We start from the raw sequence: 15,181 nt of genomic DNA on the forward strand, positions 1-15,181 counted from the left end.
CATCTCGGTGCATTGCGCGAAGCGGCCGGAGTGCCGCGGCGCCACCTTCGGCTCTTGGGCCGAAGTGCGAGGCGAGATGCCTCTCGGGGGGTTGCCCACGGATGGCCGGAACATCGCGCACCGGCCTTCCGAGTGCTGGATGTGATTAGCGGCGGATGCCGAGCTTTTCGATGATGGACTGGTAGCGCTGCTCGTTCTTGCGCTTCACGTAGTCGAGCAGCTGGCGACGCTGGCTCACCATCTTGAGCAGCCCGCGACGCGAATGGTTGTCCTTCTTGTGAAGCTTGAAGTGCTCGGTGAGGTCATTGATCCGCTGCGTAAGGATCGCGATCTGAACCTCCGGCGAGCCGGTGTCGTTGGCCTTGGTGGCGTTCTCTTTGATGAGCGTGCTCTTGCGCTCTCCAGACAGCGACATCGGGTATCCTTTCTGTTTAGGTGTGATGAGGGCTTAGCCCTCACGAAGCGGCCACAGCCGGGATGTCGTCCAGCAGGGTCGCGGAGTAGTGCGGGTCTTATACACGAGACGCCCTCCGCGGCGAGGGGAAATCGCCGTAAAAGAGGGCCTCCGAAGGGTTAACGCCGAGCGTTTTGGACCAAGCCCAACCCTCAGCCGAAATTGAACACGCGGGTCGGCCGGAATGCGCCCTTCTCCAGCTCGCCAAGCGCCAGAATGCGTCCTTTGAAGTGGGCATAGGCGGCCCCGTTCAGCACCGGCGCATCGCGCCCGCGCACCAGCACCGCCTGCCCCCGGGAGAGGCTCACCGCATCGTTCGGCCCAACGCTGAGCCCCGGCAGATCGTCCAGCGCCGCCTCGACCGGCCGCAGGTACTGATCGATCTCGCCGGCTTCGAAGGCGTCCTGCAGCGTCTGAAGTTGCACAGATGTCTCTTCGTCGAACGACCCGACCCGCGTCCGCCGCAGCCCGATGACGTGGGCAGCGCTTTCGAGCGCCCGGCCGATGTCACGTGCCAGCGCCCGCACGTAGGTGCCCTTGCCGCATTCGGCCTCCAGCACCACGGTCGCCGCATCCGGCATGTCGACCAGCCTCAGGTCCTCGACCACAATCCAGCGCGGGTCGAGCACGACAGTCTCGCCGCTGCGGGCGAGGTCATACGCCCGATTGCCATCTACCTTGATCGCCGAGAATGCCGGCGGCACCTGGCTTATCTCGCCAGTAAAATCGGCCAGTACGTTCTCGATGTCTTCCAGCGTCGGCAGCACGTCCGACGTGCGCACAACTTGCCCTTCCGCATCGTCGGTATCCGTCTCGGCACCGAAACGAACCGTGAAGCGATAGGCCTTCTCGCCATCGACTGCGAACGGAACGGTCTTCGTCGCCTCGCCGAGCGCGATCGGCAGGATGCCGGTTGCCAGCGGATCGAGCGTGCCCGCGTGCCCAGCCTTCTGCGCCCCGAACAATCGGCGCACTGCTCCGACAGCCTGCGTGGACGTCATCCCCACAGGCTTGTCCAGCACCACCCAGCCGTGAACCGGGTTTCCCTTCTTGCGTCGTGCCATCGAGGCTCAGTCCTTGTCGACGTCCTGGCGGACCTTCTGGCTCGCGAGCAGCGCATCGATGCGGCTCGCCTCCTCGAACGTCTCGTCACGGCGGAAGCGCAAGTCGGGCGCGAACTTCAAGTTCACCGCTTGGGCAATCTCTCCGCGGATGAAGCGCTTGTTTCGGTCGAGCGCTTTCAGCACCGCGTCGGTGTCGGCGTCGCCCAGCGTCACGATGTAGGCCGTCGCTAGCTTCAAGTCCGGCGACAGCCGCACCTCCGGTACGGTGATCACATGCGATGCGATGATGTCGTCGTGGATTTCGCCGCGCGCCAGCATCTCCGCCAGCTTGTGCCGAACCAGCTCGCCAATGCGAAGCTGACGCTGCGATGGGGGCGCCGAGCCCCCCGTTTTCTTTGATCTCGTCACGAATTCAATCCATCTGCCATGACGGGATTGGACCGCCTGATGGCATCACAAAAGGTAAACAGCTCGGCCCGAAGGGCCAGGAAACAAGGCGGCACAGCGCATGCGCCGCCTCGCGAAGCGCGCCCGTTCGCCGATTGGCGAACGGATCTGCGCGCGTGAGCGGCTTAAAGCGACCGCGTCACCGTCTCGATGTTGAAGCACTCGATCTGGTCACCCGCCCGGATGTCCTGATAGTTGGCGAAGGCCATGCCGCATTCCTGACCGGCGGGCACTTCCTTCACCTCGTCCTTGAAGCGCTTCAGCGTCGAAAGCGTACCCTCGTGGATCACCACGTCGTCGCGCAGCAGGCGAACCTTCGCGCCACGCTCGACCTTGCCTTCGGTAACGCGGCAGCCGGCGACCTTGCCGGTCTTCGAGATGTTGAACACCTCGAGGATTTCCGCCTTGCCGAGGTAGACCTCGCGGATCGTCGGCGCCAGAAGGCCCGACATCGCTGCTTTCACGTCATCCACGAGATCGTAGATGATGCTGTAGTAGCGGATCTCGACGCCGTCGCGTTCGGCCAAAGCCTTGGCCTGCGCATTGGCGCGGACGTTGAAGCCGACGATTACAGCCTTCGATGCATTCGCCAGTGCCACGTCGGATTCGGTGATGCCGCCGACGCCGGAGTGCACGATCTGCGCGGCGACCTCATCGGTGTTGAGCTTGCGCAACGAGCCTGCAATCGCTTCAACCGAGCCCTGCACGTCGCCCTTGACGAGCAGCGTGAAGTCCTTGCGGCCCGTCTCCTTCAGCGACTGCATCATCTGCTCGAGCGTACGCGGAGTGCCAGCCGAGCCCATCGTGTCGCGACGCTTGCGCACGCGGTAGTCGGTGATCTCGCGGGCACGGCCTTCGCTTTCGACGACGGCGAACTGGTCACCGGCTTCAGGCGCGGAGTCGAAGCCGAGGATTTCGACCGGAATCGACGGACCCGCCGACGGCACGTTGGCGCCGAGTTCGTCGATGAGAGCGCGAACGCGGCCCCACGCCTTGCCCGCCACCACGATGTCACCGACCTTCAGCGTGCCGCGCTGAACCAGCACGGTACCGACCGGACCACGGCCGCGTTCCAGCTTGGCTTCGACGACGATGCCCTCGGCCGAGCGGTTCGGGTTGGCCTTGAGATCGAGGATTTCTGCCTGCAGATGGATTGCCTCGAGCAACTTGTCGAGGTTGGTGCGCTTCAGTGCCGACACCGGCACGTCCAGCGTCTCACCCGACATGCTTTCGACCACGATCTCGTGCTGCAGCAGCTCCGTCCGCACGCGCGTGGGATCGGCCTGCGGCTTGTCGATCTTGTTGATCGCAACAATGATCGGCACACCCGCAGCCTTGGCGTGATTGATGGCTTCAACCGTCTGCGGCATGACGCCGTCGTCGGCGGCAACCACCAGAACGACGATGTCCGTCACCTTCGCGCCGCGGGCGCGCATGGCGGTGAACGCCTCGTGGCCTGGCGTATCGATGAACGTCACCTTGTCGCCACTCGGCGTCTTCACCTGGTAGGCGCCGATGTGCTGCGTGATGCCACCGGCCTCGCCAGCCACCACGTTGGTCTGGCGGATGGCGTCGAGCAGCGACGTCTTGCCGTGGTCGACGTGACCCATGATCGTAACGATCGGGGCGCGCGGCTCGAGATGACCCTCGTCATCCTTATCGCCAATGAACCCGGTTTCGACGTCGGCTTCCGACACACGCTTAGCGGTGTGGCCGAACTCCTGCACGATGAGCTCTGCCGTATCGACGTCGATCACATCGTTGATCTTGTGCATCGCGCCTTCTTTCATCAGGTACTTGATGATGTCGACGGCGCGTTCCGTCATGCGGTTTGCAAGTTCCTGAATGGTGATCACTTCGGGGATCACCACCTCGCGCACGATCTTCTCACGCGCCTGGGGAATGCCCATCGCCTTGAGCTTCTCGCGCTCACGCTTGCGCTTCAGCGAGGCAAGCGAACGCTCGCGTTGCTTCTCGTCGAAAGCGTTGTTGATCGTCAGTTTGACGCGCTCGCGGCGCTCGTCCGGCTTCGGCGTCGGCGTACGCGGCACACCGGCGACCTTGCGGTTGCCCTTCGCGGCGCCGCGACCCTCGTCCTCCTCGGCAGCCTCCGGACGCACGACACGCTTCGGCGCTTCCGGTTCGGCCTTGGCCCGCGCCGGCATCGGGATGTCGATCTCGCGCGGGCGTCCGCCCTCGCGAGGCTGCAGAGCAGGATTGTACGACGTGCGCGGACGTGAACCGCCATCATGCGGACGCGGCGGACGCGGCGATGCGCCACCCGGGCCGCCGCGCGAATCTGGACCGCGCGAATCCGGACCACGATCTCGCTGATACTGCGGACGCCCTTCCGAACGTCCCTCAGGTCGGCCAGCCGGCGCGCGTGCATCAGGCGCACGTGCGGCAGCCGGGGCAGGAGCCGGCGGCGCGGCAGGAGCTTCCGCCACGGACGGCGGCGGCGGCGCGGCTTCTTGAACTGGTGCCGGGGGCGGGGGAGGAGCAGCCGCGGCTTCGGCCGCAGCGCGCTCGCGTTCCTCACGCTCGACGTCTTCGCGTTCACGCGCAGCTGCAAGTGCGCGGGCCCGAGCATCACGCTCTTCGTTGGAAAGGCCGCGGCCGACAGCCGGCGTCGCTCTCTCCACCGGAGCCGCGGGAATCGGTCGACGTGCGACTGGCGCCTCGACCACCGGAGCAGCGCTCACGGCCTCTGGCTCTCCACTGCCGGGGCCGGAGAGTTTGCGCGTCTTGCGCTTCTCGACGACTACCGACTTCGACCGGCCGTGGCTGAAATTCTGTCGGACGTGGCCGCTCTCGACGGTCCGCTGCAGCGACAGCGGCTTGCGCGCGCCTCCGCGGAGCGTCTTGTCGGTGTTGTCCTTGGTCTCTGTCATGCTCTTCTCGTTCAAACTCCGAAATCCCGGTTTGCGGCCTTCAGGATGCACCCATACCGCACCGGTAGCGCCGTATGCGCTCGGCCTCGCTCAGTACCCGCTTCGTGGCTCCGCCTTGTATGAGGCCAGCATGTACCACATTTGACCGGCCCATGGCCAAGCTCAATTGTTCGATGGTGAGCCAATCAACAATCGGGGCCGATTGGCCTTTATCCCCTTGAATCGCCGAAAACTTGCGGTCCAGCTTGCGTCGTCCCTCGGAAGTTCCGTCCGCGCCATGCACAAGTGCGACGGCCCGGCCTCCGCCGAGAAGCTTCTCGACCTTCTCGGCTCCAGTGGAGACGAGACCTGCCTTGTTGGCCAGCGATAGCGCGTTGGAGAGACGACCTAAAAATAGGTCGTCTATGCGCTTAGGCAAGTCCTCGGGGACGCTCACCTGCCGTTTCAGGCTCTTGGCGAACGCATTGGTTTTGACCGCGGCCTCCACAGCCGCCCGATCGCATTTCACCCAGACTCCGCGGCCTGGCAGCTTACGGGAAAGGTCGGGAACGATCGTACCCGAAGGGTCGACGACGAAGCGGATCAGATCGTCTGGAGCCAGCTCTTCGCGCGTGACAGCGCAACGCCGGAGCGAGCCCCGCGCTTCACCGTCTTCTGCGTCTTCGAGCAATTCAGCGCCCAATCCGATCCCTTTCTCGCCGCCAACATCACCGTCTAGCCTTGGGCGGCGGCGTCTTCGCCACCTTCGGCTTCAGCCACGGCCTCACCTTCGACAGCCTCTTCGACCGCCTCTTCGACAGCGGGCTCCAGGTCTTCTGCCTTGATCCAGCCCGCCAGAACGCGCGCCGACATGATCATGTCCTCGGCCTCCTTGCGGCCGATATCGAAGCCCTCGAGCACGCCTTTGTGACGCACGGGTTCGGAGTCCTTCTCCTTCTTGCGCTCAGTCCAGCCGACGAGATCGTCGGTTGCGCAATCAGCAAGGTCTTCGAGCGTCTTGACGCCGTTCTCGCCCATGGCGACCATCATCGCCGTGTTGACGCCGCGCACCTTGGCGATGTCGTCAGCAACGCCCAGCTCACGCCGCTTCGCGTCGCGGTCAGCTTCCTGCTTTTCTAGGTACTCGCGCGCACGGGTCTGAATCTCGTTTGCCGTGTGCTCGTCGAAGCCTTCGATGTGCGCGATCTCACCAAGATCGACGTACGCGACTTCCTCGATCGAGGCGAAGCCCTCGGTCACCAGCAATTGCGCGATCACCTCATCGACGTCCAGAGCTTCCATGAGCATGTTCGAGCGCTCGGAGAATTCCTTCTGGCGACGCTCCGACTCTTCCTGCTCGGTGAGGATATCGATGTCCCAACCGGTAAGCTGCGAGGCAAGCCGCACGTTCTGTCCGCGACGGCCGATGGCCAGTGACAGCTGGCTCTCCGGCACCACAACCTCGATGCGGTTGGAATCTTCGTCAAGCACCACCTTGGTAACCTCGGCCGGCGCCAACGCGTTGACGATGAAGCTCGCAGCATCCGGGTTCCACTGGATGATGTCGACCTTCTCGCCCTGCAGCTCGTTCACCACCGCCTGCACGCGGCTGCCGCGCATACCGACGCAAGCACCCACCGGGTCGATGGAGGAATCCTTGGAGATCACCGCGATCTTGGCGCGGCTGCCCGGATCGCGCGCCACCGATTTGATCTCGACGACACCGTCGTAAATCTCCGGCACTTCCTGCGCGAACAGCTTCGACATGAACTCCGGACGCGCGCGCGACAGGAAGATCTGCGGGCCACGCGGCTCGCGGCGCACGTCGTAGATGTAGGCGCGAATGCGATCGCCATAGCGCACGTTCTCGCGCGGGATCATTTCGTCGCGGCGAATAATGCCCTCGGCCCGGCCCAGATCAACGATGACGTTGCCGTATTCGACGCGCTTCACCGTGCCGTTGACGATCTCGCCGATGCGATCCTTGTACTCGCTGAAGTGACGCTCGCGCTCGGCTTCGCGCACCTTCTGCACGATCACCTGCTTGGCGTTCTGTGCGGCGACGCGACCGAAATCCAACGGCGGCAGCGGCTCGGCGATCAGATCGCCGACCTGTGCATCCTTGTTGCGGCGCTGCGCATCATCGAGGTTGATCTGCGTGGCGTCATTCTCGACTTCATCAACGACAGCCAGCACGCGCGACAGTCGCGCTTCGCCGGTCTTGGGATCGATCTCGCAACGGATGTCGTTCTCCGCGCCATAGCGGGACTTCGCCGCCTTCTGGATCGCGTCCTCCATCGCCTCGATGACGATCTTCCGGTCGATCGACTTTTCGCGCGCGACTGCTTCGGCGATCTGCAGGAGCTCGAGCCTATTGGCGCTGATGCCAGCCATTGCCATGGTCTTATTCCTCCTCGATGTCCGTTACCGGTGCTTCGGCACCATCGGACAAGGCGTTGCTCTTCTTTGCGCGGCGCAGAGCCTCGCGGATCAAATCATCTGTCAGCACCAGCCTCGCCTCGCCAACGAGGTCCACCGGAATGCCGATCACGTTCTTGCCTTCTGCACCGAGATCGACCTCGATGCGAACCTCGCCGTCCTCGAAGCCTTCGAGGATGCCGCGGAAACGCCGGCGCCCATCGATCAGCTCCTTCACCTCGATCTTCGCCTCGTGCCCGGCCCAGTCCTCAAAGTCGGACGGGCGCACCAGCGGCCGATCGAGCCCCGGCGATGAAACCTCTAGCCTATAAGCCCCAGTGATCGGATCGTGCACGTCCAGCAGCGGCGAGACCTCCTTGGATATGGTCTCGCAATCCTCGATCGTCATCGTCCCATCGGTCCGCTCGGCCATGATCTGCAGGGTCGCGTTGTCGCCCCCCGAAACGACGATGCGCACAAGCCGGAACCCACGATCGCTCAGCGCCGGCTCTATAAGCTCGGCAACCCGCGCAGCAGGCCCGCTTTCGACGATGAATCGATCCGTGGGGGCGCTTTCGCCAACTTGCATATGCGGCTTGTCTACGGCCAGAACGCCGATCCCTTATGCCAATACAAAAAGAGCGGACCGCGAGGGCCCACTCGTGACAGTTGAGATGATCATGAGCCGGGAAATATTACGGGATCGTGACGGCCCGCGCAAGAGCCCGCCCACTGGCCGGCCGCAGCCCATCCTTGGCCTGCGCGATCAAGGCCGCCGAAAGCGCAAAAAGTAGCGCCTCCGGCCCTCTCGCTCGGCCTTGGCTTCATACCGGGTCGGCGGCCAGTCCGCTGCCCGAACGCGCCAATCCCCTGGCCCCTTCGCCATCCAGGTGAAGGCGGGATGCCCCCTGAAAGCCATGAGGATCGTCCGCAGATAATCGCCGATATCGGTGCCGATGCGAAGCTCCCCGTCCGGTCGGATCACCCGCGCCAATTCATCGAGAAGTGCACGATTGATCAGGCGGCGCTTGACGTGGCGCTTCTTCGGCCACGGGTCGGGGAAGAGAATGAACACTCGATCGATCGAGGCGTCCGGCAGCCAGCGCAGCAGTGCGCGCGCGTCCTCCGCGCACAGGCGCACATTTTCGAGGCCTTCCGTCTCGATACCCGACAGCGCCTTGACGACGCCGTCCTCGAACACCTCGCAACCGATCAGCCCGACATCAGGATTTGCGCGCGACTGCCACAACATATGCTCGCCGCCACCAAACCCAATCTCTAGCCACACGCGCGAGCAAGTCGACGGGAAAAGCTCCGAAACCGGTCGTGTGCGCGGCGCGCCGATAGGCAGCGACACGCGCGGCAGCACGTCATCCAGAAGATGCTGCTGCCGCGCGCTCAACTTGCGTCCGCGCCGCCGCCCGAACGAGCGCAGCTCGAGCGCCTTGACCTCAGTCTCCACCTCGGCGCCAGCGTCAGCCAACGGCCTTTTTGATCGCATCGGCAAGGTCGGTCTTCTCCCACGAGAAGCCACCCTCCGCATCCGGCGTGCGGCCGAAGTGACCGTAGGCCGAGGTGCGTGCATAGATCGGCTTGTTGAGATCGAGGTGCTTGCGAATGCCGCGCGGCGAAAGATCCATCACCTCGCCCAGCGCCTTCTCGAGTTGCGCTTCTTCGACTTTGCCGGTGCCGTGGGTATCGACATAGATCGACAGCGGCTTGGCAACGCCGATGGCGTAAGAAACCTGGATCGTGCAGCGGTCCGCGAGGCCTGCCGCAACGACGTTCTTTGCGAGATAGCGGGCAGCGTAGGCAGCCGAGCGATCGACCTTCGTCGGATCCTTGCCCGAGAATGCGCCGCCACCATGCGGAGCAGCACCACCGTACGTGTCGACGATGATCTTGCGGCCCGTGAGGCCGCAGTCGCCATCGGGACCACCGATGAAGAACTTGCCCGTCGGGTTGACGTGCCAGATCGTGTCTTTGTTGATCCAACCCTGCGGCAGCGCCTTCAATACGAACGGCTCGATGATATCGCGGATCTGCTTGGAGCTTAGCGCTTCATCGATGTGCTGGTGCGAGACGACGATCTGCGTCGCTCCGACCGGCTTGCCATCCTCGTAGCGAATGGTGACCTGGCTCTTGGAATCGGGCCCGAGCATTGCAGCGGGGCCTTCCTTCTTGTGTCGCGCCTCGGCAAGATCACGCAGAATTTTGTGCGCGTAGTAGATCGGCGCCGGCATGAGCTCAGGCGTTTCGGTGCACGCATAACCGAACATGATGCCCTGATCGCCCGCACCCTCTTCCTTGTTGGTGCCCGGCTGCAGCGCATCGACACCGGCGGCAATGTCAGCCGACTGCGGATGCAACAGCACCTCGATGTCGGCCTTGTCCCAGTGGAAGCCTTCCTGCTCGTAACCGATGTCGCGGATCGCCATACGCGCAACGTGCGCGATCCAATCCTTCGTCACCGTCTCTGGACCGCGCGTCTCGCCGGCGATGATAACCCTGTTGGTCGTCGCGAGCGTTTCGCACGCCGCGCGAATGGCCCACGGGTCGATGCCTGCCTTCGGCCCCTCGCGGTAGAATAGATCTACGATCTCATCAGAGATGCGATCGCAGACTTTGTCGGGATGCCCCTCGGAAACGGATTCGCTTGTGAACAGGTAAGATTTGCGTGCCACTCAGTTGCCCCGTTTCTTCGGTGTTTGGCTCGAATTCGCCGGGGTTTTCTCAAGCTTTGCACGCCCGGTCAAGGGCGGGAAGGGCCGCGCAACGTGAACGGCCCCGTCCTTAGCACCGCCGCGCAAATTCATATCTGCAAAGATGATTTGCCGACTAGACTTGGCCCTGTTCCCCGGCGAAGGCGCGCACCAGATCCACGATCGAACGGCGCACCCTGGGATCTGTGATCCGTGCAAAAGCCTTGTTCAGCTCCAGCCCGTCGCGGCTGCCTAGAAACTCGGCAGCATAGCTCTCGGCTGGCCGCTCGGCGAAGCCGCCGGCCGGGTTGCCGTCCATGCTGGATACCACCAGTTCCTCATAAAAGAACTGCACGGGCACCCCGAGGACTTGGGAAAGGTCGAAGAGGCGGCTGGCGCCTATGCGATTTATGCCCTTCTCATATTTTTGCACCTGCTGGAAAGTGAGCCCCAGGTGTTCGCCGAGTTTCTCCTGGCTCATTCCCAGTAGCATGCGGCGCAGGCGGACGCGTCCGCCCACGTGCACATCGACGGGGTTGGCGCGCCGCGAGCCACGCTCTTCCACCACTTCTGTTTCGTTATTGTTCAGTGTGTTTTCTCTCGACATGCCGCATACCTTAACTGTCGATATTAGTTGTTTTTGCGCGCTTGACTCACGAGCTGGTTGCTTTGCCCACACTCTGTAAGGCGCTCTTTTGGTCGATTGATCCGACCACATATCTATGACCGCTGCCCCCCGCCAGAACAACAGCCAAATTGTCTCTAATCCCGTCTGCGTCGCGCGAAGAGAACAGACGCACCCAGGAAGATCAGCGCTAGAGCTGCGGAAGTACAATCGCCGAACTTCGCATAAACCGGCGCCTGGATAGACGCGGGTATTCCACTATCGACGACACCGCGCGCGTTAAGCATAAGCATCGCGGTAACTCTTCCGTAAGGATCGACAACGGCTGACACGCCATTGTTTGCAGCCCGGATGATCGGCAACCCCTCTTCTACTGCCCGCACCCTCGTCTGGTGGAAGTGCTGCCAAGGTCCCGTGGTGTCACCGAACCACCCATCGTTCGTCACGTTGACGATCAATCCAGGCCGCTGCGCACCCTGCACGATAGAAGCCGGAAAGATCGCCTCGTAGCAGATCAAGCCGGCCACCGGAGGTAGGCCGGGAATGCCAAGAAGCGGCCGAGGCTCCACACCGGTAGAAAATCCCCCGCGCCAGCGCGTGAGCTGCTCCAGGCCAATGCTCTCAAGCAGCGCCTGCATCGGCAGGTACTCACCGAATGGCACCAAGTGGATCTTGTCATAAAGGTGTTCCAGGGCGCCATTGGGGCCGAACACCATCAAGCTGTTGAAAGCCTGCTGCATCCCGACCGGAGACTCGGCATGCTTTACCCGCAGCGCGCCGGACAGTAGCTGCGTCCCATCCGGCAGCAGCTTGCCGATCGCATCCAGAGCTTCGGGATGCTCCAGCGGCAGAAACGGCATAGCCGCCTCTGGCCAGATCAAATGCGTAATCCCCGCCAGATCATCCGGCTTGCCTGAAGCATCGCGACGAGACAGCGCAAGCTGATCCTCGAAAATCTCCCGTTGCTTGTCCGGCCGCCACTTGTCTCGCTGCGGAACGCTCGCCTGCACGATGCGCACCTTGACGCCTTCCAGCATCGGCGACGCTTCTGCCGGCATCCGCCACGCCCCATAGGCGTAGAGTGCCAACAGGGGAAGCACTGCCAAGGCGAGCCCAGCCCCCACAGCTCGCGTCGGCGCTTTTGCCTTGCCATCGGCAATGACAACTGCAGGACCAGCGAAGATCGCCACTGCCAGCAGGGTCAGCCCGTAGATGCCCACAAGCGACGCCGACTGCATGAACTCTAAAGGCCACGTCAGCGCATAGCCGAGCACATTCCAAGGAAAGCCCGTCAGCACGTGACCGCGCAACCACTCGGCCATGGCAATGGCTAGCGCCAGCACCAGCACCCGCGCGAAGCCCCCCGGCCAAACGAGCCGCGCAATCCCGGTAGCCGCGCCGGTAAACAGCGCTAGCCCGGCCGGCAGCAGCACCACCGCAAATGGCATCAGCCAGGCGAACCTGTCCGCTTCCACCAGGAACGCTTCGCCCACCCAAAAAAGGCCGAGTAGGAAATAGCCGAACCCGAACCACCAGCCAGCGCCTGCCGCACGCAAAAAGCGCACACCTGGGGTGTTGCCATCGGAAGCGTCGATCAACCACACCAGCACCGGCAGAGTGATGAACAGAACCGGCGTGACAAAGAATGGCGCCATCGCGAGCGCTGAAAGAGCTCCTGCGCCGAATGCAATCGCAACACGCCACCAGCCCGACGCCGCGACGACGAACCGTTGCGCATGCGCGAATGTGCCGACCGCACGCGCCCCGGCGGAAATCGCCCCCCGCTGCACCGGTGCTATAGCGCCGCTCACGTGCCCTCGGTCTCTACCGCCACCGCCGATCGATCCCGCGTCTCATGCGCGCGAGGACGATGGATTTTCACCTTCTTGAGCCGTCGGGCGTCCGCATCGAGAACTTCAAGCTCAATGCCACTAGGGTGACGCACCAGCTCGCCGCGAACAGGAACGCGGCCCAGCAGAGAGAACATCAACCCGCCGAGCGTATCGATGTCCTCCTCATCTTCAGGCTTTAACAGCTTGAGCCCAAGATGCTCCTCGAGTTGCTGGATCGGCGTGCGCGCAGAAGCGATAAGACCCAGCTTCGGATCGTCGACGATATACGCCGCCTCGGCGACATCGTGCTCATCCTCGATATCACCGACCACCTGCTCGACGAGGTCTTCAATGGTGACGAGCCCATCGGTGCCGCCATACTCATCGACGACCAGGGCCATGTGGATACGCGTTGCCTGCATGCGAATGAGAAGGTTCGTCGCCGGCATCGATGGCGGAACGTAGAGCACCGGCCGGCGCAGCTTGGCCGACGCAATCGGCCGCGAAAGATCAACACGCTTGAAGTCGAAGTAGACTGGCTCATCTTCCGCAGGCTTCGATTCCGATGCCGGGGCAGCATTATCCTTGTCGGCAACGGCGATGGGCGTGTTGAGAGCCCCCTCCGCCGCCTCTTGCGTCAGCCAGCGGAACAAGTCCTTCACGTGGATCATGCCGCGCGGATCATCCAGCGTCTCGCTGTAGAGTGGAATGCGTGAGACGCCCGCCTCGCTGAAAGTCCGCAGCAGGTCGGCCAGTGAATCGCTCTCTTCGAGCGCGATGATATCGGCACGCGGCACCATGATGTCGTCGACGCGCAGCCCTCCGAACCTCAACAGCCGCCGCAGCATCTCGCGCTCTTCGGTCGAGAATGCGGCAGCGCTGGCATCCGCGTCGGCCTCGCCCTTGAGGTCGGCCTCGAGCAGTTCGCGCAGGCTCGGCGAGCGCAGTCCGATGCGGCTTAGCAGTGCGTTGAGAATTCCATTGGAGGGCCCACTGGAAGGCTCGCCATCGTCGGCCTCGGATATCGTTGCCGGCAGATCTTTGGGTGCGTGGACGTTACTCATGTTCAATCGCGTTCGCTGTCAGACAGGTTCTGCCCGATCGGATCTCCGGCATTGGCGTAAGGATCAGCAATGCCGAGCCGTGAAAGAATGCGAACTTCTAGCGCCTCCATTTCCTCTGCTTCTGCGTCCGTCAGGTGATCGTAACCCAAGAGGTGCAACAACCCGTGCACGACGAGGTGCTGCAGGTGGTGAGCCACCGGCACGCCCATATCGTCCGCCTCGCGCTGAAGAGTTTCGAGCGCCAGCGCGATGTCCCCGAGAAAGCGCGCGTCGCCCTCCATCGGCAACATCGGCACCGCCGGGAATGACAGGACATTCGTGGGAGTTGGCTTGCCGCGATAACTGCCGTTCAGCTCGGCGACTTGATCGTCGCTCGACAGCGCAACGCAAACCTCGATGTTCTCCAGCGCGAACTCCCGCGCGACCGCACGAGCCGCAACGCGCACGAGTTCATCCGCGCCGGCAACCGCATCCCAGTCGCCGCCGTCATGCACGACATCGATGACGCTACTTATCGGAGGGTCGCCATCGGCGACCTCGGCACCATCGTTCGGCGACGACGCCGAGTCCGGTGAGATACTTGGCATGATACGAACTACTTCTGCCTGTCGTATGCTTCAACGATACGAGCAACGAGATCACGACGAACAACGTCCTTGCCGGTGAACCGGATCGTCTCGATCCCCTTGACGCCGTCTAGCAGAGTCGTCGCTTCCTCGAGCCCCGATTTCATACCGAACGGCAAGTCGATCTGGCTGGGGTCGCCCGTCACCACCATCTTCGAATTTTCGCCGAGGCGGGTGAGGAACATCTTCATCTGCATGCTGGTCGTATTCTGGGCCTCATCGAGAATGACGAAGGCGTTGGCCAGCGTGCGCCCACGCATGAAGGCCAGCGGGGCGATCTCGATAACGCCCGTTTCAAGGTCCTTCTCGACCTTCTCCGGCGGCAGCACGTCATAGAGCGCATCATAGAGCGGCCGCAGATAAGGATCGACCTTCTCGCGCATGTCGCCCGGAAGGAAGCCCAGCCGCTCGCCCGCTTCCACCGCCGGACGCGACAGAATGATCCGCTCCACAATACCGCGTTCCAGGCAATGAGCGGCACAAGCGACCGCGATGTACGTCTTGCCGGTGCCCGCCGGACCGATGCCGAACACCAGATCGGATTTGGACAGCGCCCGGATGTAGGTGCTCTGCGTCGGCGTACGCGCCTTGACCACGCGGCGTCGTGTGGTGATCTGCGCCTGCCCATCGCCCGGCACGCTCTCTTCGCGCGCATGGCGGATAAGCCCGTCGAAATCGCCCGCGCCAATGCTATCGCCGGCGGCCACACGGCCATAGAGCTCTTCCAGCACTACCCGCGCCAGATCGCACTCCGCCTCAGGACCGCTGAGCGTGACGACGTTGCCATGGGCATGCGCCTCTATTCCGAGACGATCTTCCATCAGGGCAAGGTGACTGTCATATTCTCCGAGGAGACGCGTCAGATGACGGTTGTCCTCAAACGGCACGACCAGGCGCTTGCTTGCAACCTGGGCCTTGGGTGATCGTCCCGGTCCAGCGACCGGATTCCCACGAAATGCTGCCAATCGGCGCTCCAGACGTCGTTCGCTGCGAATCGTCTCTTCGAGACTATTAACCTAGCACAATCACAGGCCACCCCGCAGCGCCGGGGAGACCAAAGGCCGCCATAGCGTTACCGG

14 protein-coding genes are annotated in these 15,181 nt (G+C 63.1%); all 14 read right to left on the reverse strand.

The window, feature by feature from the left end:
- Window positions 1-145 precede the first annotated feature (145 nt).
- The 14 genes from rpsO to ACP15D_RS10750 all read right to left on the reverse strand — a co-directional run bounded on the left by rpsO (window position 146) and on the right by ACP15D_RS10750 (window position 15,067).
- Window positions 146-415, reverse strand: coding sequence for a 30S ribosomal protein S15 (gene rpsO / locus ACP15D_RS10685; RefSeq protein WP_424957484.1), 270 nt, complete (start codon window positions 413-415; stop codon window positions 146-148).
- Window positions 416-606: 191 nt separating this feature from the next.
- Complete coding sequence (truB, locus tag ACP15D_RS10690; protein WP_424957485.1) at window positions 607-1,518, reverse strand: tRNA pseudouridine(55) synthase TruB; 912 nt, start codon at window positions 1,516-1,518, stop codon at window positions 607-609.
- A gap of 6 nt (window positions 1,519-1,524) precedes the next feature.
- Window positions 1,525-1,926: a 30S ribosome-binding factor RbfA gene (rbfA, locus tag ACP15D_RS10695; RefSeq protein ID WP_424957486.1), complete on the reverse strand. Its 402-nt coding sequence runs from the start codon at window positions 1,924-1,926 to the stop codon at window positions 1,525-1,527.
- Between the two features lie 164 nt (window positions 1,927-2,090).
- The gene (gene infB, locus ACP15D_RS10700) at window positions 2,091-4,856 is read right to left on the reverse strand and encodes a translation initiation factor IF-2 (protein ID WP_424957487.1); all 2,766 of its coding nucleotides are present in this window, start codon (window positions 4,854-4,856) and stop codon (window positions 2,091-2,093) included.
- 40 nt (window positions 4,857-4,896) lie between these two features.
- Entirely contained in the window at window positions 4,897-5,538 is a 642-nt protein-coding gene (locus tag ACP15D_RS10705; RefSeq protein ID WP_424957488.1) for an RNA-binding protein, read from the reverse strand.
- 32 nt (window positions 5,539-5,570) lie between these two features.
- A complete protein-coding gene (gene nusA, locus ACP15D_RS10710) occupies window positions 5,571-7,235 on the reverse strand; it encodes a transcription termination factor NusA (protein WP_424957489.1) in 1,665 nt (554 codons plus the stop codon).
- A 4-nt stretch (window positions 7,236-7,239) separates the two neighbouring features.
- Window positions 7,240-7,842, reverse strand: coding sequence for a ribosome maturation factor RimP (gene rimP / locus ACP15D_RS10715; protein ID WP_424957490.1), 603 nt, complete (start codon window positions 7,840-7,842; stop codon window positions 7,240-7,242).
- 177 nt (window positions 7,843-8,019) lie between these two features.
- Window positions 8,020-8,736 carry a tRNA (guanosine(46)-N7)-methyltransferase TrmB gene (trmB, locus tag ACP15D_RS10720; protein ID WP_424957491.1) on the reverse strand — a complete coding sequence of 239 codons (717 nt, stop codon included), beginning with the start codon at window positions 8,734-8,736 and terminating at the stop codon, window positions 8,020-8,022.
- Complete coding sequence (metK, locus tag ACP15D_RS10725; RefSeq protein ID WP_424957492.1) at window positions 8,729-9,937, reverse strand: methionine adenosyltransferase; 1,209 nt, start codon at window positions 9,935-9,937, stop codon at window positions 8,729-8,731. Before metK ends, trmB begins: the two co-directional genes overlap by 8 nt.
- Before the next feature lie 154 nt (window positions 9,938-10,091).
- Complete coding sequence (locus ACP15D_RS10730; protein WP_424959218.1) at window positions 10,092-10,523, reverse strand: helix-turn-helix domain-containing protein; 432 nt, start codon at window positions 10,521-10,523, stop codon at window positions 10,092-10,094.
- A 194-nt stretch (window positions 10,524-10,717) separates the two neighbouring features.
- Window positions 10,718-12,391 carry an apolipoprotein N-acyltransferase gene (gene lnt, locus ACP15D_RS10735; RefSeq protein WP_424957493.1) on the reverse strand — a complete coding sequence of 558 codons (1,674 nt, stop codon included), beginning with the start codon at window positions 12,389-12,391 and terminating at the stop codon, window positions 10,718-10,720.
- Window positions 12,388-13,476, reverse strand: a complete 1,089-nt coding sequence (locus tag ACP15D_RS10740; protein ID WP_424957494.1) for a hemolysin family protein — start codon at window positions 13,474-13,476, stop codon at window positions 12,388-12,390. Before ACP15D_RS10740 ends, lnt begins: the two co-directional genes overlap by 4 nt.
- Before the next feature lie 2 nt (window positions 13,477-13,478).
- Window positions 13,479-14,063: an rRNA maturation RNase YbeY gene (gene ybeY, locus ACP15D_RS10745; protein ID WP_424957495.1), complete on the reverse strand. Its 585-nt coding sequence runs from the start codon at window positions 14,061-14,063 to the stop codon at window positions 13,479-13,481.
- A gap of 8 nt (window positions 14,064-14,071) precedes the next feature.
- Entirely contained in the window at window positions 14,072-15,067 is a 996-nt protein-coding gene (locus ACP15D_RS10750; protein WP_424957496.1) for a PhoH family protein, read from the reverse strand.
- Window positions 15,068-15,181 lie beyond the last annotated feature (114 nt).

Origin of the sequence: Hyphomicrobium sp. 1Nfss2.1 (assembly GCF_965243865.1) — a bacterium.
In the GTDB taxonomy this organism is placed as follows: domain Bacteria; phylum Pseudomonadota; class Alphaproteobacteria; order Rhizobiales; family Hyphomicrobiaceae; genus Hyphomicrobium_A.

Coding starts and splice junctions, on each gene's coding strand:
- rpsO (WP_424957484.1), bottom strand. CDS start 415: ATGTCGCTGTCTGGAGAGCGCAAGAGCACGCTCATCAAAGAGAACGCC.
- rimP (WP_424957490.1), bottom strand. CDS start 7,842: ATGCAAGTTGGCGAAAGCGCCCCCACGGATCGATTCATCGTCGAAAGC.
- nusA (WP_424957489.1), bottom strand. CDS start 7,235: ATGGCAATGGCTGGCATCAGCGCCAATAGGCTCGAGCTCCTGCAGATC.
- truB (WP_424957485.1), bottom strand. CDS start 1,518: ATGGCACGACGCAAGAAGGGAAACCCGGTTCACGGCTGGGTGGTGCTG.
- ACP15D_RS10740 (WP_424957494.1), bottom strand. CDS start 13,476: ATGAGTAACGTCCACGCACCCAAAGATCTGCCGGCAACGATATCCGAG.
- infB (WP_424957487.1), bottom strand. CDS start 4,856: ATGACAGAGACCAAGGACAACACCGACAAGACGCTCCGCGGAGGCGCG.
- ybeY (WP_424957495.1), bottom strand. CDS start 14,063: ATGCCAAGTATCTCACCGGACTCGGCGTCGTCGCCGAACGATGGTGCC.